Annotated in this window: 19 protein-coding genes and 2 tRNA genes; 10 read left to right on the top strand and 11 right to left on the bottom strand. The window is 72.4% G+C overall.

The genetic code is table 11. The features are described 5' to 3' along the window. Nucleotides 1-56: 56 nt before the first annotated feature. The 4 genes from nusA to ML340_RS06680 form a co-directional block, all read right to left on the bottom strand. Nucleotides 57-1,544, bottom strand: a complete 1,488-nt coding sequence (gene nusA, locus ML340_RS06695) for a transcription termination factor NusA (protein ID WP_240097976.1) — start codon at nucleotides 1,542-1,544, stop codon at nucleotides 57-59. A 6-nt stretch (nucleotides 1,545-1,550) separates the two neighbouring features. After that, nucleotides 1,551-2,159, bottom strand: a complete 609-nt coding sequence (rimP, locus tag ML340_RS06690; protein WP_240097974.1) for a ribosome maturation factor RimP — start codon at nucleotides 2,157-2,159, stop codon at nucleotides 1,551-1,553. A gap of 150 nt (nucleotides 2,160-2,309) precedes the next feature. Then, nucleotides 2,310-2,386 (bottom strand) — tRNA-Met (locus tag ML340_RS06685). Between the two features lie 80 nt (nucleotides 2,387-2,466). Continuing rightward, nucleotides 2,467-3,864 carry an FAD-binding oxidoreductase gene (locus tag ML340_RS06680; RefSeq protein WP_240097972.1) on the bottom strand — a complete coding sequence of 466 codons (1,398 nt, stop codon included), beginning with the start codon at nucleotides 3,862-3,864 and terminating at the stop codon, nucleotides 2,467-2,469. Nucleotides 3,865-3,992: 128 nt separating this feature from the next. On the opposite strand from ML340_RS06680, the gene serA reads away from it, so the two are divergent. Further along, nucleotides 3,993-5,237 (top strand): phosphoglycerate dehydrogenase, encoded by a 1,245-nt coding sequence (gene serA / locus ML340_RS06675; protein ID WP_240097969.1) that lies wholly within the window; start codon nucleotides 3,993-3,995, stop codon nucleotides 5,235-5,237. Nucleotides 5,238-5,314: 77 nt separating this feature from the next. On the opposite strand, the gene ML340_RS06670 is transcribed toward serA, so the two are convergent. Then, nucleotides 5,315-5,866, bottom strand: a complete 552-nt coding sequence (locus ML340_RS06670) for an NUDIX hydrolase (RefSeq protein WP_240097967.1) — start codon at nucleotides 5,864-5,866, stop codon at nucleotides 5,315-5,317. Nucleotides 5,867-6,015: 149 nt separating this feature from the next. Here ML340_RS06670 and ML340_RS06665 point away from each other — a divergent pair, with 149 nt between their 5' ends. Beyond that, nucleotides 6,016-7,554: an amino acid permease gene (locus ML340_RS06665; RefSeq protein ID WP_240097965.1), complete on the top strand. Its 1,539-nt coding sequence runs from the start codon at nucleotides 6,016-6,018 to the stop codon at nucleotides 7,552-7,554. A gap of 105 nt (nucleotides 7,555-7,659) precedes the next feature. Here the strand turns inward: ML340_RS06665 and ML340_RS06660 are convergent, their stop codons facing one another. Beyond that, nucleotides 7,660-7,983: a high-potential iron-sulfur protein gene (locus tag ML340_RS06660; RefSeq protein WP_240097963.1), complete on the bottom strand. Its 324-nt coding sequence runs from the start codon at nucleotides 7,981-7,983 to the stop codon at nucleotides 7,660-7,662. 159 nt (nucleotides 7,984-8,142) lie between these two features. On the opposite strand from ML340_RS06660, the gene ML340_RS06655 reads away from it, so the two are divergent. The 4 genes from ML340_RS06655 to mtnC all read left to right on the top strand — a co-directional run bounded on the left by ML340_RS06655 (nucleotide 8,143) and on the right by mtnC (nucleotide 10,788). Continuing rightward, nucleotides 8,143-8,802: a class II aldolase/adducin family protein gene (locus ML340_RS06655; protein ID WP_240097961.1), complete on the top strand. Its 660-nt coding sequence runs from the start codon at nucleotides 8,143-8,145 to the stop codon at nucleotides 8,800-8,802. 78 nt (nucleotides 8,803-8,880) lie between these two features. Beyond that, nucleotides 8,881-9,519 (top strand): methylthioribulose 1-phosphate dehydratase, encoded by a 639-nt coding sequence (locus ML340_RS06650; protein ID WP_240097959.1) that lies wholly within the window; start codon nucleotides 8,881-8,883, stop codon nucleotides 9,517-9,519. A 19-nt stretch (nucleotides 9,520-9,538) separates the two neighbouring features. Further along, entirely contained in the window at nucleotides 9,539-10,096 is a 558-nt protein-coding gene (locus ML340_RS06645; protein ID WP_240097957.1) for a 1,2-dihydroxy-3-keto-5-methylthiopentene dioxygenase, read from the top strand. After that, nucleotides 10,093-10,788 carry an acireductone synthase gene (gene mtnC, locus ML340_RS06640; protein WP_240097955.1) on the top strand — a complete coding sequence of 232 codons (696 nt, stop codon included), beginning with the start codon at nucleotides 10,093-10,095 and terminating at the stop codon, nucleotides 10,786-10,788. The genes ML340_RS06645 and mtnC overlap by 4 nt, the downstream gene beginning before the upstream one ends. Before the next feature lie 162 nt (nucleotides 10,789-10,950). On the opposite strand, the gene ML340_RS06635 is transcribed toward mtnC, so the two are convergent. Further along, nucleotides 10,951-12,312, bottom strand: a complete 1,362-nt coding sequence (locus ML340_RS06635) for a calcineurin-like phosphoesterase C-terminal domain-containing protein (protein WP_240097953.1) — start codon at nucleotides 12,310-12,312, stop codon at nucleotides 10,951-10,953. Nucleotides 12,313-12,416: 104 nt separating this feature from the next. Here ML340_RS06635 and ML340_RS06630 point away from each other — a divergent pair, with 104 nt between their 5' ends. Then, nucleotides 12,417-14,252, top strand: coding sequence for a sensor domain-containing diguanylate cyclase (locus ML340_RS06630; RefSeq protein WP_240097951.1), 1,836 nt, complete (start codon nucleotides 12,417-12,419; stop codon nucleotides 14,250-14,252). Between the two features lie 18 nt (nucleotides 14,253-14,270). On the opposite strand, the gene ML340_RS06625 is transcribed toward ML340_RS06630, so the two are convergent. Both ML340_RS06625 and hisS read right to left on the bottom strand, forming a co-directional pair. Beyond that, nucleotides 14,271-16,169, bottom strand: coding sequence for an HAL/PAL/TAL family ammonia-lyase (locus ML340_RS06625; protein ID WP_240097949.1), 1,899 nt, complete (start codon nucleotides 16,167-16,169; stop codon nucleotides 14,271-14,273). After that, nucleotides 16,166-17,533 (bottom strand): histidine--tRNA ligase, encoded by a 1,368-nt coding sequence (gene hisS / locus ML340_RS06620; protein WP_240097947.1) that lies wholly within the window; start codon nucleotides 17,531-17,533, stop codon nucleotides 16,166-16,168. The genes ML340_RS06625 and hisS overlap by 4 nt, the downstream gene beginning before the upstream one ends. A 110-nt stretch (nucleotides 17,534-17,643) precedes the next feature. Here hisS and ML340_RS06615 point away from each other — a divergent pair. From ML340_RS06615 to ML340_RS06605, 3 genes are all read left to right on the top strand, one after another. Continuing rightward, nucleotides 17,644-17,720: transfer RNA gene (locus ML340_RS06615), tRNA-Pro, on the top strand. A 181-nt stretch (nucleotides 17,721-17,901) separates the two neighbouring features. Further along, nucleotides 17,902-19,449: an ATP-binding response regulator gene (locus tag ML340_RS06610; protein ID WP_240097945.1), complete on the top strand. Its 1,548-nt coding sequence runs from the start codon at nucleotides 17,902-17,904 to the stop codon at nucleotides 19,447-19,449. Between the two features lie 9 nt (nucleotides 19,450-19,458). Further along, the gene (locus ML340_RS06605; protein ID WP_240097943.1) at nucleotides 19,459-21,066 is read left to right on the top strand and encodes a class I SAM-dependent methyltransferase; all 1,608 of its coding nucleotides are present in this window, start codon (nucleotides 19,459-19,461) and stop codon (nucleotides 21,064-21,066) included. On the opposite strand, the gene tssE is transcribed toward ML340_RS06605, so the two are convergent. Continuing rightward, complete coding sequence (tssE, locus tag ML340_RS06600; RefSeq protein ID WP_240097941.1) at nucleotides 21,051-21,491, bottom strand: type VI secretion system baseplate subunit TssE; 441 nt, start codon at nucleotides 21,489-21,491, stop codon at nucleotides 21,051-21,053. The genes ML340_RS06605 and tssE overlap by 16 nt on opposite strands. Before the next feature lie 70 nt (nucleotides 21,492-21,561). Beyond that, entirely contained in the window at nucleotides 21,562-22,053 is a 492-nt protein-coding gene (locus ML340_RS06595) for an Hcp family type VI secretion system effector (protein WP_240097939.1), read from the bottom strand. Nucleotides 22,054-22,071 lie beyond the last annotated feature (18 nt).

The following is a 22,071-nucleotide window of genomic DNA, read 5'->3' as shown; positions in this document are numbered from 1 at the left end:
GCGTGCCCGGGCATGGGGTGGCGAGTTTATCGCGTCGGCGGGGGCGCCCGCGCGGCTCACTCGAACCAGTGGCGGCGCGCTTCCATGATCAGCGCGGCGGCGCGCTCGGCGCCCATGCCCTCGATGTCGGCGATCTCGTCGGTGGCGGCCTCGGCCAGCTCCTCGCGGGTGCGGATGCCGCGCTCGGCCAGGGCATACGCGGTGGCCTCGTCCATGCCTTCCAGCGCGAGCAGGTCCTCGGCCGGCTGGTGCTCCTCCAGGCTCTCCTCCACCGCGAGCGCCTCGTTGAGCAGGGCGTCGCGGGCGCGCGAGCGCAGCTCCTCGACGATGTCCTCGTCGAAGCCCTCGATCGCCAGCAGCTCGGCGACCGGCACGTAGGCGATCTCCTCGACGGTCGAGAAGCCCTCGCCGACCAGGATCCCGGCGATCTCCTCGTCCACCTCGAGCTTGTCCATGAACAGCTGGCGGGCGGCGGCCTGCTCGGCCTCCGACTTGGCGCGCACCTGGTCGGCGGTCATCACGTTGAGCTGCCAGCCGGTCAGGCGGCTGGCCAGGCGCACGTTCTGGCCGCCGCGGCCGATCGCCTGCGCCAGCTTGTCCTCGGCCACCGCCAGGTCCATCGAGTGCTTGTCCTCGTCGACGATGATCGACTGCACCTCGGCCGGGGCCATGGCGTTGATCACGAACTGCGCCGGGTTGTCGCTCCACAGGATGATGTCGACCCGCTCGCCGTTGAGCTCGTTGGTCACCGCCTGCACGCGCGAGCCGCGCATGCCGATGCAGGCGCCGATCGGATCGGTGCGGTTGTCGTGCGCCAGCACCGCGATCTTGGCGCGGTCGCCCGGGTCGCGCGCGCAGGCCTTGATCGAGACCAGGCCCTGGCCGACCTCCGGCACCTCAAGCTTGAACAGTTCGATCATGAACTCCGGCGCGGCGCGGCTGATGAACAGCTGCGGCCCGCGCGGCTCGTTGCGCACGTCGTACAGGTAGCCGCGCACGCGGTCGCCCGGGCGCATCACGTCGCGCGGGATGCCCTTGTCCTTGGGGATGATGGCCTCGGCGTTGCCGCCGAGGTCGACGTACACGTTGCCGCGCTCCACGCGCTTGACCACGCCGGTCACCAGCTCGCCCACGCGGTCCTTCCACGCGTCCACCACCTGCTGGCGCTCGGCCTCGCGCACGCGCTGCACGATCACCTGCTTGGCGGCCTGCGCGGCGATGCGGCCGAACTCGGGGTTCTCGATCTGCTCCTCGATGTAGTCGCCGACCTCGACCCCCTCGGCCTCCTCGATGGCGTCCATCAGGCGGATCTGGCGGTCGGGCGACTCCATCACCACGTCGTCCGGCACCACCTCCCAGCGGCGGAAGGTCTGGTAGCTGCCGTCCTTGGGGTCGATCTGGACCCGCACCAGCACGTCCTGGTCCGGGTAGCGCTTCTTCGCGGCGGAGGCCAGCGCGGCCTCGATCGCCTCGAAGATCACCGCTTCCGGCACCCCTTTCTCGGCCGCCACCGCATCGACGACCAGCAACAGTTCCTTGCTCATCTGCGCTTACTCCGCATCGGACGGCGCGCTGGCCGCCGGCTTGTTGGTTGGATCCACCGCGGCCGCCGCGGCCGCCTTCCTCTGCTTGCCCGGGCGCCGGTCGCGCCCGGACTTGTCCTGCGCCGGGGCCAGCCCCAGCGCCGCCCAGTCCGGCACCAGCCGGGCCTTGTCGATGTTGTCCAGCGCGACCGTGCATTCGCCGCCGTCCAGCGCGAACACCACCGCCTCGCCCGCGACCCGCAGGATGGTGCCCTGCAGCCGCCGGCGGCCGTCCTGCGGCAGCTTGAGCGCGACCTTGGCCGCCTGCCCGGCGAAGCGCGCGAACTGCGCGGCGTCGAACAGCGGGCGGTCGAGGCCCGGCGAGGATACTTCCAGCGTGTAGTGCCCGCTGATCGGATCCTCCACGTCCAGCACCGCGGACACCTCGCGGCTGACCGCCTCGCAATCGTCGATCCCGACCGCGCGCATTTCGGCCTCGGCCGCCGGCACGTCGATGTACAGCCGCAGCACGCCGCCGCCGGGCGCCGGCAGGTACTCCACGCCGAGCAGGTCCAGCCCCAGCGCGGCCACGGTGGGTGACAGCAGGGCGGCGATCTGGCGGGCCTTGTCGGACAAGACGGGACTCCTGGGCAGGCAGCGGTGGCAGAAACGACAAAGGGCCCGGCGGGCCCTTTGTCCGATGACGCTGGATGCAGGATCCGGTAGCAGGCGGATCCTGCGAGCCCGAGCCCCGCGGCGCGCCCTTACGGACGCACCGCCGAAACTTGGTAGCGGGGGCAGGATTTGAACCTGCGACCTTCGGGTTATGAGCCCGACGAGCTGCCAGACTGCTCCACCCCGCAGCAGAGATGGAAAGTATAGGCAGCCGCGCTGCCACGTGCAAGCCCATGCACCGGCGCGACCGGATGCATGCGGGCGGCGTTCAGTCCGCCGCCGCGTCCGGCGCGGGCAGCAGCTTGCCCGGGTTCATCACCCCGTCCGGATCCAGCACCGCCTTGATCCCGCGCATGGCCGCGATCTCCGCCGGGCTGCGGCTGCTGGCGAGGAACGGGCGCTTGGCCAGGCCGATGCCGTGCTCGGCCGAGATGGTGCCGCCGTGCCGCTGCAGCAGCGCCGCCAGCCGCGCGGTCACCCGCCCGCACTCGGCGACGAAGGCGTCCTGCGCCAGGGCCTCGGGCTTGAGGATGTTGATATGCAGGTTGCCGTCGCCGATATGGCCGAACCACACCACCTCGAACTGCGGATAGGCCTGCGCCAGCAGCGCGCCGGCCTCCTCCAGGAAGGCGGGCAGGGCCGCGATCGGCACCGCGATGTCGTTCTTGTAGGGCAGATGGCGGGCCAGGCTCTCGCTGATGCCCTCGCGCAGGCGCCACAGCTGCGCCGCCTGGGCCTCGCTGGCGGCCTGCACGCCGTCCTCGATCCAGCCGGCCTGCGCGCAGTGCTCGAACACCGCCAGCGCCTGCGCCTCGGCCTGCGCCGGGTACTCGGTGACCACGTAGTAGGCATGCCGCTGCGCGAACGGCGCCTGCCCGCCGTGCGCGAGCACGTGGGCCAGGGCCAGGTCGGTGAAGAATTCGAAGGCCTCCAGCGCCAGCCGCGCGCGGAACGCGGCATAGACCTGCATCAGCGCGGCGAAGTCCGGCAGCGCCAGCAGCATGACCCGGGTCGGCGGCGGCGGGTCGGCCAGCCGCAGCAGCGCCTCGGCGACGATCCCGAGCGTGCCTTCGGCACCGATGAACAGCTGGCGCAGGTCGTAGCCGCTGGAATCCTTGACCAACCCGCGCCCGAGCTCGAGCAGCTCGCCGCGGCCGTCGACCACGGTCAGCCCGGCGATCCAGTCGCGGGTGGTGCCGTAGCGCAACACCCGGATCCCGCCGGCATTGGTGGCGATGCTGCCGCCGATGCTGGCCGAACCGCGCGCGGCGAAGTCCACCGGGTACTGCAGCCCGTGCGCGCGCGCCGCCTCCTGCACCACCTGCAGCGGGGTGCCGGCCTGCACGCGCAGCAGGCGCCCGACCGGATCGAACCCCAGCACCCGCGCCATCCGCGCCAGGCTGACCACCAGCTCGCCGTGTGCGGCCACCGCGCCGCCGGACAACCCGGTGCGGCCACCGGAGGGCACCAGCGCGACCCGCTGCGCGCGCGCCCAGCGCACGATCGCCTGCAGTTGCGCCACGTCCTCGGGGAAGGCGATCGCCAGCGGCGCCGGCTCCCAGCGCCGGGTCCAGTCGCGCCCGTAGTGGACGAGGTCGCCGGCATCGGTGGACAGGCGCAGGTTCGGGACGGCGTCGGCCAGGACCGACAGGCGGGGGTCGGGCATCGCGGCGATCCAGCGGGGTTGGGGCGAGCCTGCCACCGCCGCCGGCAGGCGTCCAGTGCGGCAGCGCAGCAACACGCGGCCGGAAACTGGCACACTCGCGCTACCCCGCCCCGTATCAGCCCCTGCCCATGGCGACCCCCCGCAGGACCTCCTACCCCAAGCAGGACATCCGCATCCTGCTGCTCGAAGGCATCAGCCGCAGCGCCGTGGAGACGTTCCAGGCGGCCGGCTACAGCAATGTCGTCAGCCATCCCAAGGCGCTGCCGGAGGCCGAGCTGCGGCGCGCGATCGCCGACGCCCACTTCATCGGCATCCGCTCGCGCACCCAGCTCAGTGCCGACGTGCTGGCGGAGGCGCGCCGGCTGCTGGCGATCGGCTGCTTCTGCATCGGCACCAACCAGGTCGACCTGCAGGCGGCGGAGCTGGCCGGCATCCCGGTGTTCAACGCGCCCTACTCCAACACCCGCTCGGTCGCCGAGCTGGTGGTGGCCGAAGCGGTGATGCTGCTGCGCGGGATCCCGCAGAAGTCGGCGCAGTGCCATGCCGGCGGCTGGAACAAGAGCGCCGCCGGCAGCCATGAGGCGCGCGGCAAGGTGCTCGGCATCGTCGGCTACGGCCACATCGGCACCCAGGTCGGGGTGCTGGCCGAGGCGCTCGGCATGCAGGTGCTGTTCCACGACATCCAGACCAAGCTCGCGCTCGGCAACGCACGCCCGGCGCGCGACCTCGACGACCTGCTGGCGCAGGCGGACGTGGTGACCCTGCATGTCCCGGAGACCGCGGCGACCCGCTGGATGATCGGCGCCGCACAGCTGGCGCGGATGAAGCCCGGCGCGCACCTGATCAACGCCGCGCGCGGCACTGTGGTGGACGTCGAGGCGCTCGCCGACGCCCTGCGCCGCGGCCATCTCGGCGGCGCCGCGGTGGACGTGTTCCCGCACGAACCGCAGGGCAACGACGAGGCCTTCCAGTCCCCGCTGCGCGGGCTCGACAACGTGATCCTGACCCCGCACGTGGGCGGCAGCACGCTGGAGGCGCAGGACAACATCGGGATCGAGGTCGCCGCCAAGCTGGTGCGCTACAGCGACAACGGCAGCACGCTGACCGCGGTCAACTTCCCGGAGGTCACCCTGCCCGAGCACGCCGGCAGCCACCGCCTGCTGCACATCCACCGCAACGTGCCGGGCGTGCTGTCGCGCATCAACGAGGTGTTCGGGGCGCGCGGCATCAACATCGACGGCCAGTTCCTGCGCACCGACCCGCAGGTGGGCTACGTGGTGATCGACGTCAGCGCCGACGACGCCCAGGCCAGCGAGCTGCGCGCGGCGCTGGCGGCCATCCCCGGCACCCTGCGCACCCGCGTGCTCTACTGAGGGGAAGCCTTGGCCCCCCCTGTGCGGGGGGGCGTCCGCCAGGATCCGCGCGCCGCTCGCCCTTCGCCCTGCGCGTCTCACCGCGTTGCGTGCAGCGCCAGCCACTTGCCCGCCATCCGCCGCAGCGAGGCGTCGGCCTGCGGATCGCCGGCGAGCGCGGCGATCGGCCGCCAGGCCAGGTCCAGCGATTCCGGGCTGACCACGTAGCGCTCCTCCGCACCGGCGCGCACGACATAGCGCACGTCGTAGTGCCAGTGCGCGGGCACGCCCTTGTGCTCCGGGATCCAGTGGCGGTCGAGGTCGAAGATGCCAGGCACGAGGCGCAGCCCGGGCAGGCCGGATTCCTCCTCGGCCTCGCGCAGCGCCGCGCGAGCGAGGTCGCGCTCGCCATCCGCATGTCCACCCAGCTGCAGCCAGGCACCGAGCTTGCGGTGGTGGGTGAGCAGCACCCGGGTGCCGACGCGATCGACCAGCCAGCACGAGGCGGTGAAATGCCCGGCCAGGCGCTCGCGGCGGAACGGATCCTGCGGATCGGCGAGCAGGGCCTCAAACAGCGCCACGGTCGCGCGCTCGTCCGGATGGCGGCGGGCGTAGTCCTCGAACTCGGCGGCGAGCGCGGCGGCATCCATGGTGCAATGCAAGACGGTGGCGGAAAGGGCGCCGATTATCGCCGGGCGGCCAGCGGGTGCTTGTGCCGGCCGCGGCCGGCGTTTAAGGTCGGCCCCTTGCGGCCCGCGCCCGCGGCGCCGTCCACGCACCACTCGATGGGGAGACTCGGATGCTGTTCCAGCGCGTCAAGCCGCTCGACAAGATCCTCGAGACGGCCGAGAAGAAATCGCTCAAGCGCCAGCTCGGCGCGTTCCAGCTCACATTGCTGGGCATCGGCGCGATCATCGGCACCGGCATCTTCGTGCTGACCGCCGAGGCCGGGCAGAAGGCCGGCCCGGCGATGATGATCGCGTTCGTGATCGCCGCCGTGGTGTGCGCGCTGGCGGCGCTGGCCTATTCCGAGCTGGCGGCGATGGTGCCGGTCTCCGGTTCGGCCTACACCTACACCTATGGCGTGATGGGCGAGGCGCTGGCGTGGATCGTCGGCTGGGCGCTGGTGCTGGAATACGCGGTCGCGGCCGGTGCAGTCTCGGTCGGCTGGTCGGGCTACATGAACGGGCTGCTGACCAGCGCCGGGCTGGAACTGCCGGCGGCGCTCAAGGCCGGGCCGATGGACGGCGGTGCGTTCAACCTGCTCGCATTCCTGATCGCGCTGGTGGTGACCGGGTTGCTGGTGATCGGCACCTCCAAATCGGCCAAGGTCAACGCCATCCTGGTGCTGGTCAAGGTCGCCGCGCTGACCGCCTTCATCGTGATCGCGGTGCCGGCCGCCAAGGACAGCAATTTCCACCCATTCTTCCCGACCGGCTGGGGCAGCCCGCTGGGCGGCATCGGCGTGCTCGGGGCCGCCGCCTCGATCTTCTTCGCCTATGTGGGCTTCGACGCCGTCTCCACCGCGGCCGAGGAGACCGAGAACCCCAACCGCAACATCCCGATCGGCCTGATCGGCTCGCTGCTGGTGTGCACCGTGTTCTACCTGCTGGTCGGCTACGGCGCGGTCGGCGCGATCGGCGCGCAGCCGATGTTCAATGCCCAGGGCGTCGCCTACCATCCGGGCACCCCGGAACTGGCCGCTGCCTGCGCCGGATCCGATGCGCTGGTGTGCAGCAAGGAGCCGCTGGCGCACGTGCTCAAGGTGCTCGGCTTCCCCGGCTGGGGCAACGCGATCGGGCTGGCGGCCGCGCTCGCCCTGCCCTCGGTCATCCTGATGATGATCTACGGCCAGACCCGGATCTTCTTCACCATGTCGCGCGACGGGCTGCTGCCCGAATTCCTGTCGCGGGTGCACCCGAAGTTCCACACCCCGCACGTGGTGACCCTGATCACCGGCATCTTCGTGGCGCTGTTCGCCGCGATGTTCCCGGTCGGCATCCTCGCCGACATCTCCAACTCCGGCACCCTGTTCGCCTTCATGGCGGTGGCCGCGGGCGTGATGATCCTGCGGGTCAAGGATCCGCACCGCCACCGTCCGTTCCGCACCCCGCTGGTGTGGGTGGTCGGCCCGCTGGCGATCGCCGGCTGCCTGCTGCTGTTCCTCAACCTGTCGCTGTACACCCTGGCCATGTTCTTCGGTTGGGCGGTGATCGGGTTGGCGGTGTATGCCCTGTACGGCTACCGCCACAGCGAGCTGGCGCGCGGCCATCTGGCCGCCCAGGGCGGGCCGCGGATCGACCCGGAACCGCCGTTCCACGAGGGCCCGCAGGCCTGAGCGGCGCCTCCGCCGCTGTCAACGCAAAAGCCCGGCCAAGGCCGGGCTTTTGCATTCGCGGGAACGGCCGGCACGCGTGCGGCGCGGCCGGCCTCGGCGCGCAGGTCAGGCCTTCTTGGCCCAGGCGCTGCACCAGCCCTTGGACGCCACACTGTTCTTCGGGAACAGCTGGCAGGGGCCGTAGGCGGAACCGGCGGCGCCCTTGTAGAAGTTGCAGTTGCCGCAGTCGCTGCCCGGCTTGTGCGCGGGGTTCTTCACCGTGCTGGCGTCCTCGGTGTAGGACAGCGCCTTGGCGGCGGTGTCGGTGGGCGACAGCTTGGGCAGCTGCGCGGCCTGCGCCTGCGCGGGGGCCGAACGCAGCGCCAGCGGGGCGGCGGCGGTGGCGACCGCGGCGAGGGTCATGAAGCGGCGGCGGGTCAGATCAGTCATGGCAAACCTCGGCGGGTGACTGGGTGGAGGGCTCGGCACGCGGGCCAGCATACCCTATGGGGCATCCATGGCGCTGCGGCGCCATCCTGCCGCGGCCCCGGCGGGCCCGGCTGAACGGCGCTCGACTATCCTACGCCACCCGCCCCGCCCCGGACCGCCATGCAGGACCACGAACGCGCCGCCCGCCAGTCCCTGATCGACCACTGCCGGGCGATGAACGCCAGCGGGCTGTCGCTGCACAAGTCCGGCAATGCCAGCCTGCGCTGGCGTGGCGGCCTGCTGATCACCCCGACCGGGCGCGCCTACGACCGCCTGCAGCCGGAGGACATCGTATGGCTGGAGGCCGATGGCCGCTGCCCGCCGGGGCAACTGATCCCGTCCAGCGAATGGCGCTTCCACGTCGACATCCTGAACGCCTTCCCGGACATGCACGCGGTGGTGCACGCGCACTCTCCGCACGCCACCGCGCTGGCCTGCCTGGGGCTGGAGATCCCGCCGTTCCACTACATGGTCGCGGTCGCGGGCGGCGACCGCATCCCGTGCGCGGCCTATGCCACCTTCGGTACCCCGGAGCTGTCGGCCAACGTCATGGCGGCGCTGGGCGGCGGCGTGCGCGCCTGCCTGATGGCCAACCACGGCCAGGTGGCGGTCGGCCGCACCCTGGCCGAGGCCTATGCGCTGGCCGAGGAGGTCGAGAGCCTGGCCCGCCAGTACCTGCTGGCGCGCAGCGTCGGCCCCACCCGCGACCTGCCGCCGGAGGAGATGCAGCGGGTGCTGGAGAAGTTCCGCCACTACGGCCAGCAGCGCAGCGACGACTGATCCACGCCCGCCTGCACGCGCAGGCGCGCATGAGGCATCGTCATATCGGCACCGCGCCGCGGCCGCTATAGTGGGCGCATGCAGACCCCCGCCTTCGACCACACCCTGTTCGCCGGCTGCGCCGCGCAGATCATCCAGCACACCCGCGAGCTGGCGGCCAAGGGCTGGACCCCCGCCACCGCCGGCAACTTCTCGATCCGGATGAGCCCGGAGCACGCGGCGATCACCATCTCCGGCAAGGACAAGGGGCGCCTGACCGAAGCCGACATCATGGTGGTGGACATGGCCAACAATCCGGTCGCCACCCACCACCGGCCGTCCGCCGAGGCCGCGCTGCACACCCACCTGTACCGCCGCTTCCCGGAGGTCGGGGCGGTGCTGCATACCCACTCCCCGAACCAGACCATCGCCGGGCTGCTGTATGCCGACGCCGGCCGGGTGCGGCTGCGCGGCTACGAGCTGTTCAAGGCCCTGCGCGGGCATACCACCCACGAGGCCGAGGTGGACCTGCCGGTGGTGCCGAACGCGCAGGACATGGACGTGCTGACCGCCAGCGTGGATGCGGTGCTCGAGCATCCGCACACCTGGGGCTACCTGATCGCCGGCCACGGCCTGTACGCCTGGGGCCGCGACATCAACGAAGCGCGCCGGCACCTGGACGCGTTCGAATTCATGCTCGGCTGTGAGTTGGACATGCGCCGCCTGGGCGCGCGCTGACGTTGCCGGGAGGATCGCCATGAGCCGTTTGCGCATCTTCGACGACCAGGCGCCGGAAACCCCGCGCCTGAGCACCCACGACTTCCCCACGATGGCGGCCGAGCTGGCGGGCATCGGCGTCCACCTGGAACGCTGGCAACCGGCGCATCCGGTCCGGCCGGGCGACGCCCCAGAGGCGATCCTGGCCGCCTACCGCGCCGACATCGACCGCCTGGTGGCCGCGCACGGCTTCAAGAGCGTGGACGTGGTCAGCATCGCGCCCGACAACCCCAACCGCGAGGCGCTGCGCGCCAAGTTCCTCGACGAGCACTTCCACAAGGAAGACGAAGTGCGCTTCTTCGTGGCCGGCAGCGGGCTGTTCACGCTGCACGTGGGCGGCAAGGTATACGAGGTGCTGTGCGAGGCCGGCGACCTGATCTCGGTGCCGGACGGGATGACCCACTGGTTCGACATGGGCCCGGCACCCAGCTTCGTGGCGATCCGCTTCTTCACCACCCCGGACGGCTGGGTCGGCCACTTCACCGGCACCGACATCGCGCAGCGCTTCCCGCGCTACGAGCCGGGCCAGGCCGCGTGAGCCGCACGGTCCTGACCGACATCGAGGGCACCACCTCGCCGATCGCATTCGTGCGCGAGGTGCTCTTCCCCTACGCGCGCGCGCGCCTGCCGGGCTTCATCCGCGCGCACGGGCAGGAACCTGCCGTGCGCCGCTGGCTGGACGCGGTGGCCATCGAGATCGCCGCCGGTACCTGCGACGACGCGGTGATCGCCGAGACCCTGCAGGGCTGGATCGACGAGGACCGCAAGCACACTGCGCTGAAGGCGCTGCAGGGCCTGGTGTGGGAGGCCGGCTACCGCGAGGGCGACTTCACCGCCCCGCTCTATCCCGACGTGCTGCCGGCGCTGCAGGGCTGGCGTGCGGCCGGGCACCGGCTGGCGGTGTATTCCTCCGGCTCGGTGCCGGCGCAGAAGCTGCTGTTCTCGCACACCGAGGCCGGCGACCTGACCCCGCTGTTCGCCGGGTTCTTCGACACCGAGGTCGGCGGCAAGCGCGAGGCCGCCAGCTACCGTGCGATCGCCGCGCGCCTCGGGCAGGCGCCGGAGACGGTGCTGTTCCTGTCCGACGTGGTGGAGGAACTGGACGCCGCGCGCGCCGCCGGGATGCGCACCACCCTGCTCGACCGCGCGCAGGACTATCCGCAGCCGCGGCTGGGCGAGGCCGCCCACGGCCACCCGCGCGCGGAATCGTTCGCGCAGATCGCGCCCTGAGGCAGACGGCCGGTATCCCCGGGCCGTTCCCGTTCGCGGCTTGCCTCTCCGTTCGCGACCCGCACCCCCGCTCGTGGCCGCACCACCGTTCGTGCTGCGCCTGTCGAACCACGGACGGGGGGAGCAGACCCCCGGCGCGCACGGCCGGGCCGTGCGCACGGGTCAGGGCGTGGCCTCCTCCAGCCGGTAGCGGGTGTGGGCGCTGACCGGGCCGCCCCACGGCAGCCAGGCGCGCACCTCGACCTGGTGCTCGCCCGCGGCAAGTGTGGTCGGCAGCGCAGCGCGCCACAGATGCGGCGAGACCTCCGCCTCCGGCGAGCGGTCGTAGCCGCGCAGCGCCGCCGCCTCGTCGTCGCGGGCGTTCTCCGCCAGCAGGCGCGGATCCGGGCGCAGCACCTTCTGCATCGGCCGCCACTCGCCGCCATCCACCCGGTATTCGACCCGGGTGTCGGCATCGCCCATGTACACGTTGGCATACACACCCCACGCGGGATAGGCGCCGCGCCGCAGCACCTTCGGCGCCCATAGGCCGATCTGCGCATCGTCCGGATCGCGCGCGGCGTGCCAGGCCAGGGCGTAGTCGCCGCCCGGCTTGACCGTCAGCACCGCATAACCGTTCGGGGTGCCGTCGGCCATGGTGGCGTCCGGGATGCCGGCGGCGTCCTTGACCCCGGACCAGTACGCGCCGCTGGCGGCACCGACGTTGAATTCCGGCAGCGGCGCCGCGCCCGACCAGCCGGACTCGGCGGCATGCGCGGTGCGGCGCAGGGTGTGGGTATGCCCGCTGAGCACCAGCACGTGCGGGAACGGCGCCAGCAGCGCGAACAGGCGCGCGCGGTCGGCGTCGCGGAAGCTGTCGCGGCTGGGCTCCTCGAACAGCGGGATGTGCAGCGCCACCACCAGCAGGCGATCCTTCGGCAGCAGTGGCAGCAGGTGTTCGAGGAAGGCGAACTGGTCCGCGCGCAGGCCGCCGGTGTAGGCCGGGGTGTGCCCGGGCTGGGCGATCACGTCGTCCAGCCCGATGATGCTGGCCTGCGGCGCCAGCCAAGCGAAGGTGTCCGGGCCCAGTTCGTGCTGGAAGTGCGTCAGCGACCCGGCATCTTCGCGCGCGCCGGGGTCGATGTCGTGGTTGCCCGGCACGTACAGCCAGCGCAGGCCCAGCCCGTCGAGCACCCCGCGCACCGCCGGATACAGGTCCGGGCGATCGTCGACGACGTCGCCGAGCACCAGCCCGAGCGCAGCGCCGTGGCGGCCCTGCAGCGGGGCGACGATGTCGCGCCGCAGGTAGTCCATGTCCTGCGCGGATTTCGGCTGCGGATCGGCCAAGAGCAGGATGCGCGGCTGCGCGGACTGTCCCAGCGCGGCCGGCACCCGCTGCGGGGCCAGGCAGCCGGGGCCGGCGTCCGCGCGCACCCGCGGAAGCGGCAGCCCGGCCTCCACGTAGACCGGCACGCAGGCGGCCGCGGCCGAGCCGCAGGCGAGCCAGGCCAGGGCGAGCGCGAGCCAGCGGCGGATCCGGGCCATTGCGTGCACTCCATCGAGGTTTCGGACGGGCGGTGGATTATGCCGGCGCCGACGGGTCGCATCTGCCATAGAATCGGGCCGACAGGGGGTGGGGGAGTTCGCGCGTGCAGGGACGGCATGTCCGCGGGTGGGCGGTGTGGGGGCTGCTGGCGCTATGGCTGGCATGCTGGCCGGTGCGCGCGGAAATCGTCGCCCCGCTGGTCCTGGAGCCTGGCCTGGAGGCGCAGGCGCTGGCGCCGCGTCTGGGCTACTACCACGACCTCAATGCCAGCGACAGCGTGGCGCAGGCCTTCGCGCGCGCACACGCCGGGCAGTTCAAACCGCTGCCGGAAGGCAGCCCGACCTTCGGCTTCCAGGACGGGGCGTACTGGTTCTACCTGCCGATCGTCAACCGCGACCCGGACGAGCCGCGCTGGCTGCTGGCGCAGGAATACCCGCTGAGCGACTTCGTGGACGTGTACCTGCGCTATCCGGACGGGCGCCTGGTGCACCAGCGCAGCGGCGACCATGCGCCGTTCGCCAGCCGCTTCATCCGCTACCGCTTCCCCAACTTCCGGCTCGACCTGCCGACCGGGCAGCCGGTGGAACTGCTGGTGCGGGTGCGCAGCGAGAGCTCGATGCAGGTGCCGCTGGTGCTGTACACCCCGCGCGCGTTCGCCGAGCTGATGCGCGACGCGCAGTTCTCGACCGGGCTGTACTACGGGATCGTGATCGCGCTGCTGTTCTACAACTTCGTGCTGTGGCTGATGCTGCGCGACGCCGGCTACTTCTGGTACCTGTTCCACGTCGCCGCGTTCGGGCTGGTGCTGTTCACCCTCAACGGCTACGGCTTCGAGTACTTCTGGCCGGACTGGCCGTGGCTGGCGGACGCGGCGGTGCCGCTGTCGATCTGCCTGGCGCTGATCGGCATGCAGCAGTTCGCGCGCAACTTCCTCGAGCTGCGCCAGCGCTGGCCGCTCGGCAACCGCATCAGCCTGGCGTTCGTGGCCTTCTTCGTGCTGCTGGGGCTGGCCAGCCTGCGCCTGCCCTACAGCGTCTCCACCCCGCTCGCCTCGCGCATGGTTCTGCTCGGGGTGGTGTGGATCATCATCGCCACCGTGGTCATGCTGCGCCGCGGCTACCGCCCGGCGCGCCTGTTCCTGCTGGCGTGGTCGCTGTTCCTGGCCGGCACCGCCGCGTTCACCCTGCTCGCGTTCGGCATCCTGCCGCGCAACTTCTGGACCCAGAACGGGGTGCAGATCGGCTCCGCGCTGGAGATGCTGCTGCTGTCGCTGGCGCTCGGCTCGCGCTACGCCAGCCTGCGCAACGAGAACATCCGCATCGTGCAGCAGGCCAACGAGCAGCTCGAGCGCAACGTGGTCGAGCGCACCCGCCAGCTGCGCACCGCGATGGCCCAGCTGGGCGAGGCCAACGTGCAGCTGCGCGAGTTCAGCCGGCGCGACCCGCTGACCGGGGTCTACAACCGCCGCCACTTCCGCGAGGCGTTCGCGCAGGCGCTGGCCGAGCGCCAGGGCAGCGGCCGGCCGATCGCGCTGCTGCTGCTCGACCTCGACCACTTCAAGCAGATCAACGACGGCCACGGGCACCTCGCCGGCGACGACTGCCTGACCCATGCCGCCGGCCTGATCCGCGAGGTCGCCGAGCCGCGCGGCGGGATCGTCGCCCGCTTCGGCGGCGAGGAGTTCGTGGTGGTCCTGCCGGACACCGGCCCGCAGCAGGCGCTGCAGGTGGCCGAGGCGATCCGCCTGCGCATCCACCAGGCGCCGATCGCCTGCGCCGGCCACCAGATCCGGCTGAGCGCCAGCATCGGCGTGCACGCGGTCGCGGGCGTGGGCGAAGGCGACACCCCGGAGGAGATCATCCGCCTGGCCGACGCCGCGCTGTACCGGGCCAAGGACGAGGGCCGCAACTGCGTGCGCCACGCGATGCACGTGGCCTGAGCCGCGCGCCGCGCGGGGTCAGGCCAGCGCCGCGCGCGCGGCGGCCAGGATCCGCCCGTCCTCCACCATCCGCACCATCCGCGCGACCTCGCCGTCCAGCGCGCGGTCGCGGTCGAGGAACGGCACCTCGGCGCGGATCGCCGCGTGCGCGGCCGCCACCGCCCGCCCCGGGCGGAACTCCGGCGCGGCGGCGAGCTCGGCGCGCAAGCCCTCGACCTCGGCGAGGAAACCGGCGTGCCCGTCGCCCCCCGGCCGCGGGCCGCCGGCGACCTTGGCCGCGAACGCGGCGGCGTCCACCCGCGCGGCCAGCGCGCGCGCGGCGTTGATCATGCCGCGCCGCAGGTCGAGCGCCTGCGCGGCGACGTACAGCTCCAGCGCCAGCACCTTGCCGAGGTCGGCCGCCATCGCCAGCACGTGGCGGGCCTCGTTGGCGCCCATCGAGACGTGATCCTCGGCATTGGCGCTGGTCGGGATCGAATACACCGCCGCCGGCATCGCGCGGCTGGCGAGATCGTTGACGATCGCCGCCGCGGTGTACTGCACGATCATGTGCCCGGACTCGGTGCCGTCCTCGTTGCCGATCAGGAACGCGGGCAGCCCGTCGTTGGTCGCCGGATCCACCAGCTTGTTGAGGCGGCGCTCGCTGATCGACGCCAGCACCGGGATGGCCGCCTTCAGCTGGCTCATCGCCAGTGCCAGCGGCATGCCGTGGAAATGCCCGGCCGAGATCACCTGCTGCTCGACGTGCTCGGCCTGCATGTCCGGGAACACCAGCGGGTTGTCGGTGACCGCGTTCAGCTCGATCTCCAGCACCCGCCGCGCATGCGCCAGCGCATCGCGCACCGCGCCGTGCACCTGCGGGATGCAGCGCAGCGAGTAGCTGTCCTGCGGCTGGTGCTTCTTGCCGCCGCGGAACGGGCGGAAGCGCTGGTAGAAGCGCTCGCGCCCATGGCGCTGGTCGAACGGCACCCAGTCCCAACCGATGTCGAAGCTGAGCGCACGCGCCGCCGGGGTGTCCCAGCTGTCCGGCCGCCACGGCCGGAACTTCGGCACCAGGTGGTAGGCGATGTCGGCCAGCGTCGAGCCTTCCAGCAGGCGCCGCACCCGCGCAGCAGTCGCCACCTGCCCGGGATGCGGGCGCAGCGCGTGCACCTCCGGCGCGAACGCCCCGAGCCGCCCGGCGAAGGCATCCAGGGTCATCGCCGCGGCGAGGTCGGCGGTCTCCAGCAGGTCCTCCAGCCGCGCCAGCGCCAGCACCCCGCAGGCCAGCATCTGCGCGGTGCCGTTGTTGAGCGCCAGGCCCTCCTTGTACGACAGGGTCGCCGGCGCCAGCCCGCGCCGCGCCAGCGCCTCGCCGCCGGGCATCCGCCGCCCGTCCACGAACGCCTCGCCGCCGCCGAGCAGCACGATCGCCAGGTGCGACAGCGGCGCGAGGTCGCCGGAGGCGCCGACCGAGCCCAGCTGCGGCACCACCGGTACGATCCCGGCGTTGAGCATGGCCGCCAGCGCCTGCAGGGTCTGCACGCGGATGCCGGAATGCCCGCGCAGCAGGGTGTTGATGCGGATGCACAGCATCGCGCGCACCACCTCCGGCGCGAACGGTTCGCCGACGCAGACCGCGTGGGTCAGGATCAGGTTGTCCTGCAGCTCGATGTGCGGCGAACGCCCGGACGGCGCCGCGCCCGGCAGCTCGTCGCGCAGTGGATGCGCGCCCAGCAGCTTGTCGGCATTGCTGCCGAAGCCGGTGGAGACGCCGTAGATCGGCTCCTGGCGGGCCACCTGCGCGGCGAGGAAGTCGGCCGCGTGCGCCACCTTCGCCAGCGCCTCCGGCGCCAGTGCGACCGGCGCCCCGTGCGCCACCGCGAGCAGCTGCGCGCAGCTCAGCGAGCGGCCGTCGAGCAGGACCGGCGCGCTCATGCCGCCGCCCCGCCGCGCAGGCGCGCGGGCAGGGCCTGCGCCAGCTCCGCCAGCGGCAGGTCGTACTGCTCGCCGCGGCGCAGGTCCTTGACCGCCACCACGCCGCGCGCGGCCTCCTCCGCGCCGCGCAGCAGCACGCAGCGGATGCCGGCCTTGTCGGCATACTCCAGCTGCTTCTTGAGCTTGCGCGGCTCCAGCTGGGTCTCCACGTTCAGCCCGGCCGCGCGCAGCTGCTGCGACAGCGCGAGCATGTCCGCCAGGTCGGCATCGTCCAGCAGCGCCACCAGCACGTCCACGCTGCTGTCGGCCGCGGCCAGCAGGCCGGCCTCGCGCAGCTGGTAGAACAGCCGGGTCAGGCCGATCGAGATGCCCACGCCCGGCAGCTTCGATTTGGTGTAGTGCCCGGCCAGGTTCTCGTAGCGGCCGCCCGAGCAGATCGAGCCGATCTGCGGGTAGGCGTCCAGAGTGGTCTCGTAGACCACGCCGGTGTAGTAGTCCAGCCCGCGCGCGATCGACAGGTTCAGCGCGTAGCGCGCGTCCGGCACCCCGAGCGCCGCCAGCTGCGCGAAGATCGCGCGCAGCTCGGCGCGGCCTTCCTCGAACAGCGGCGTGCCCGGGCCGAGCGCTTCCAACGCGGCCAGCGCGCCGGCCTGGCCGCGCGCGCGCACCTGCGAGAAGGCCATCAGCCGGTCGACCACCTCCGCGGACAGCCCGAAGCCCTCGCCGGCGAGGGTCGCGCGCACCGCCTCGCCGCCGCGCTTGTCCAGCTTGTCCAGCTCGCGCAGCACCAGCAGCTGCGCCTCGCCCGCGATCCCCAGGCCCTCGAACCAGCCGCGCAGCAGCTTGCGGTGGTTGAGCTGGATGGTGAACTCGCCGATCGCCAGCTGCCCGAACACCGCCGCGATCACCGCCGGGATCTCGGCATCGAAGCGCGGCGACAGGGTGTCCTTGCCGATCACGTCGATGTCGCACTGGTAGAACTCGCGGAAACGCCCGCGCTGGGCGCGCTCGCCGCGGTACACGCGCTGCATCTGGTAGCGCCGGAACGGGAATGCGAGCGCGTGCTCGTGCTCGGCGACGTAGCGCGCCAGCGGCACGGTCAGATCGAAGCGCAGTGCCAGCTCCGGCAGGCCGGCCGCCGGCTTCTCCAGCGCCCCGGTCGACTGCACGAAATAGACCTGGCGCTCGGTCTCGCCGCCGGACTTGGTCAGCAGTACCTCCGACAGCTCCATCACCGGCGTCTCCACCGGCAGGAAGCCGAACCGCTCGAAGGTCCGACGGATGGTGTCGAGCATGCGCTGGAAGGCGATCTGCTCGCGGGGCAACAGTTCCATGACCCCGGGCGGGGTGCGTGGCTTGATCAAGGCGGAAGGCTCCGGCGCGGGAAGCCGCCAGTGTACCCGGCAGGCGCGCGCGGCCCCATGCCCCCCTTGCTCGACGCCCGGCATGTGCCTAGAATGTGCGGCTCAGCCGTCGGGGTGTAGCTCAGCCTGGTAGAGCGCTACGTTCGGGACGTAGAAGTCGCAGGTTCAAATCCTGTCTCCCCGACCATCCTTCCCGCGAAGACCGCCCACCCGGGCGGTCTTCGTCGTTTCGCCCCCCGGCACACGCCCCGGGCTGGCCTGCGCGGCCCGCGGCCTGCGTAGTCCCGGGCATGCCTGCACAGCCCGGGGCCGAGGCGCCCCACTCCGCCCCGCGCGACCCGCTGCCACCCGCGCCGCCGGGCGCGACCATGCTGCGGCCACTGGTGCTGCGGCTGGTCCTGCCGCTGGCAGTGGTCGTGCTGGCGCTGTTCGCGCTGCTGGCCTGGCAAACCCTGACCCTGCAGCCAGCGGGTCCGGCGCGCAACGCGGAGCTGGCGCGGATCGCGCTGTTCCTGGGGGCCGGGCTGCTGCTGGTGCTGGCCTCCGGGCTGGTCATCGTGCAGCGCGCCACCCGCCCGCTGCAGCAGCTGGTGGCCGCGATCGAGCGCCTCGGTCGCGGCGAGGAAGTCCGCCTGCCGCTGGACCGCGCGCCGCTGCTGCGGCGCCTGCAGCAGGGCGTGAACCAGGCCTCGCAGGCGCTGGCCGACAGCCGCAACCGGATGGCGAGCGAACTCGGGCGCGCGCTGCTCGAGCTCGAGGACCGCAACGCGCGGCTGCAGGCCGCGCAGCAGGCGCGCGCGCGGTTCCTCGCCGCGGCCAGCCACGACCTGCGCCAGCCGCTGTACGCCCTGACCCTGTTCTCCTCCACCCTGCGCGCGGGCGAGACCGACCCGGCGCGGTTGGCACAGGTGCGCCGGGTCGAGGAGTGCGTGGCCGCGCTCGACCAGATGTTCGGTGAACTGCTGGACCTCTCGCGGCTGGAAGCCGGCGCATTGCAGCCGCAGCTGACGAACCTGCCCCTGGACGAGGTGTTCGCCGAGGTCAGCCGCACCTTCCGCGCCGTCGCCGAAGAGCGCGGCCTGCGCCTCAGCGTGCGCAAGACCGACGCCTGGGTGCGCTGCGACCGCACCATGCTGGCGCGCATGCTCAACAACCTGGTCAGCAATGCCCTGCGCTACACCGACGCCGGCGGCGTGTTGGTCGGAGCGCGCGCACGCGGCGCGCGGGTGCGGATCGACGTATGGGACACCGGCCGCGGCATCGCGCCCGAGCACCAGCAGCAGGTGTTCGAGGAGTTCTACCGGGTCGCCGCGCCGGTGGCAGGCGGCGAGCAGGCGCGCGGCCTGGGCCTGGGCCTGGCCACCGTGCGCCGGCTGGCGGCGCTGGTCGATGGCCGCCTGCGGCTGGCCTCGCGCCTCGGCCGCGGCACCTGCATCAGCCTGGAGCTGCCCGCGGCCGCGGCCGGCACGGCCGGTCCCGACGCCGGGGACGCCGCGCTGCCGCTGGACGTCAGCGGCCTGCGCGTGCTGGTGGTGGACGACGATCCGCACATCCTCGAAGGACTGCGCCTGCTGCTGCGGGACTGGGGCTGCCATACCGCGACTGCTGACGACGAGGCCGGCGCCCTGGCCGCGCTGCAGGCCTGGGAGCGGCCGCCGGACCTGGCGATCTGCGACCTGCGCCTGCGCGAGGGTCGCAGCGGCATCGACGTGCTGCGCGCGGTCGCCCGCCACTACCGCCAGGACCCGGCGCGGCCGCGCTTCGCGCGCCTGCTGGTCACCGGCGAGACCCGCCCGGACCGCCTCGCGGAGATCGCCGCGCAGCGCATCCCGGTGCTGTTTAAGCCGGTCTCACCGCAGAAGCTGCGCGAGGCCATGCTCGCCAGCCTGCTCGTGCACCGCCCGCCGCCGCGCTGAGCCCCCGCCATGACCGACTTCGCCTACGACCTGCTCGACTACCCGGCGCACGTGCATCCGCAGATGCACCCGGCGCGGCTGGCCGCGATCGCGCGCCTGCATGGGCTGCCGGCGGCCTCCCCGGCCGACTGCGACCTGCTCGAGGTCGGTTGCGGCGACGGCCTGCAGCTGCTGACGCTGGCGCTGGCCTATCCGCGCTCGCGCTTCACCGGGATCGACCTGTCGCAGGCGGCGATCGCCCGCGGCGAGGCGATGCGCCGGCGGCTCGGACTCGACAACCTGCGCCTGCTGGCCGCCGACTTCACCGCCTGGGCGCCGGATCCGCGCGGCTACGACTACATCACCGCGCACGGATTCTGGTCGTGGGTGCCCGAATCGGTGCGGCGCCACCTGCTGGCGACCTGCGCCGCCCACCTGCGCCCGCACGCGGTGGCCTACATCAGCTACAACGCCCTGCCCGGCTGCCACCTTCGGCGGATCTTGCGCGACCTGCTGCTGTACGGGACCCGCCACCTGGCGGACCCGCACGCGCGGCTGGCGCATGCCCAGGCGCTGCTGCGCTGGCTGGCGGAGGACGTGCTGCGCCAGCGCGAGGGCTATGCCGGGGTGGTGCTGCGCGAGGCGCACGACCTGCTGGCGCGCACCGATACAGCCGTCATCTTCCACGACGATCTGGCGGACACCAACGACCCGATCCAGTTCAGCGACTTCATGGCCCAGGCCGAGGCCCATGGCCTCGCCTTCCTCGCCGAGGCCGACTACCACGAGAGCGATCCGCGGATCCTGCCCGACCCGGCGGCGCGGACGCGGCTGCAAGCCCTGGCCGGCGGCGACCGCCTGCGCCGCGAGCAGTACCTCGATTTCCTCAAGGGCCGGCGCTTCCGGCAGACGCTGCTGTGCCACGCCGGCGCCGGCGCACGCGCCGAGCCCGATGCGGCGGCCCTGCTCGGGCTTCACGCTGTGGGCGAGCTACGGCTGGAGCCGCTGCAAGCGGAGGCCGATCCGCTGGCAGCGCAGGTGCCGCTGCGCGGGCTGGGGCCCGACGGTGCCGAGCTGGTGGTGGACCATCCGCTGACCAAGGCCGTGCTGCAGCAACTGGCCGCGGCCTGGCCGCAGCCGCGTCCGGTGGCCGACCTGCTGGCCACGGCGGCCGCGCGCCTGCACGTGCTGTCCACCGCCGACGACACTGCCGCTGCGCTGACGGCGCTGCTGGCCGGTTTCCAGACCGGGCTACTGCAGTTGCTATGCGATCCGCCGGCGTTCGCCACCACGCCCGGGGAACGCCCCTGCACCAGCCCGCTCGTGCGCCTGCAGCTGGAGGCCGGGGCGGACCTGGTGGCCAGCCTGCGCCCGGCGATGGTACGCCTGGACAGCCGCCTGACCTGCGAACTGCTGACGCTGTTGGACGGCCAGCGCGACCATGCCGCCCTGCTGCGCGACCTCGCCGCGCGCATGGCGGCCTTGCCCGCAGACACGCCCGATGCGCCACCGCCCGGCGACGTGGACGGTTGGCAGGCACGGCTGGCGCCGATCCTGGCCCAGGGCCTGCAGCAGGCGGCGCGGCTCGGGCTGCTGGTCGCCTGCCCCCCGGCGCCGGATCCTCAGCGCACCATGTAGGTCTGGGTGTTGAGCTGCAGGACCGCGTCGAACTGCACCTTCTCGCCCTGCGGCCCGAGCGTCATCAGCGCATCGATGCGGAAGCGCAGCGCGCGATCCAGCTCGCGCTGCGGCTCGAGGGTGACGCGCACCCGGGTCAGGCGCGGCTCGTGCAGGCCGATCGCCTGCTCCAGCGCGCGCCGGATGCGGTCGCGGTCATGCGGGCTGAGCAGGCTGTAGGAGGAAAAGTCGGGGATGCCGTAGGTCAGCGAGGAACCGCGGCATTCCTTGAACGCATCGGGGATCAGGCGCGCGCCCTCGGAGCGCGTGTTGAGCAGGGACTCGAGGTCGCGCGAGAGACCGGCGCGCACGTCCTGCAGCGAGATGCGGCGGCCGGCGTCCTCCGGCAGCGGCGCCTCCACCAGGCGGTCGATCAGGCTGCGCATGGGCGCGGATCCCGGATGCCCTCACGTGACCGGCCCGCCCGCGGCGCGGGCGGGCCGGCGTGCGCGGGACTCAGCTGGCCTTGTTGAGGGCGCGGTCGTACTGCGCCGCGACCGCGCCTTCCAGGCTGCCGTCGGCCTTCTGCGGGAAATACTCGTACTTGATCTTGGTGTAGTTGAGCGAGAATTGGTCCATCGGGATCGACGAGCTGCCGGCATTGCCGCCGGTCTGGTAGGAGCTGACCATCACGTCCTCGAGGGTGACCTTCAGGTATTCGACCTGGCCGCCCTTGCCCCCCGCTTTGCGCGCGGTGAGCACCGCCTTCTTGATGTGCTCGCCGGTGGCCGCGGCCTTGACCAGCAGCGGGCTGGACTTGTCGCACTGCTTGGTGAAGTGCAGGTCCTGGAAGTCCGCCTTGCCGGTGCCGCCGCCGCCGCCGCGGCCCATGCTGCCGGTATTGCTGCAGCCCCAAGAGAAGGACTCGATCTCGATCTTGTCCTTGTGCTTTTCGTCCTTGGACTCGCCCTTGATGCCGTCGATCTCGAGCAGGTAGTCGGTTGCCATCGTGAAGTCTCCTCAAGG

It is taken from the genome of Thermomonas flagellata (genome assembly GCF_022419185.1).
GTDB classification, from domain to species: Bacteria; Pseudomonadota; Gammaproteobacteria; order Xanthomonadales; family Xanthomonadaceae; genus Thermomonas; species Thermomonas flagellata.
This window is presented reverse-complemented; position numbering and strand designations above follow the sequence as displayed.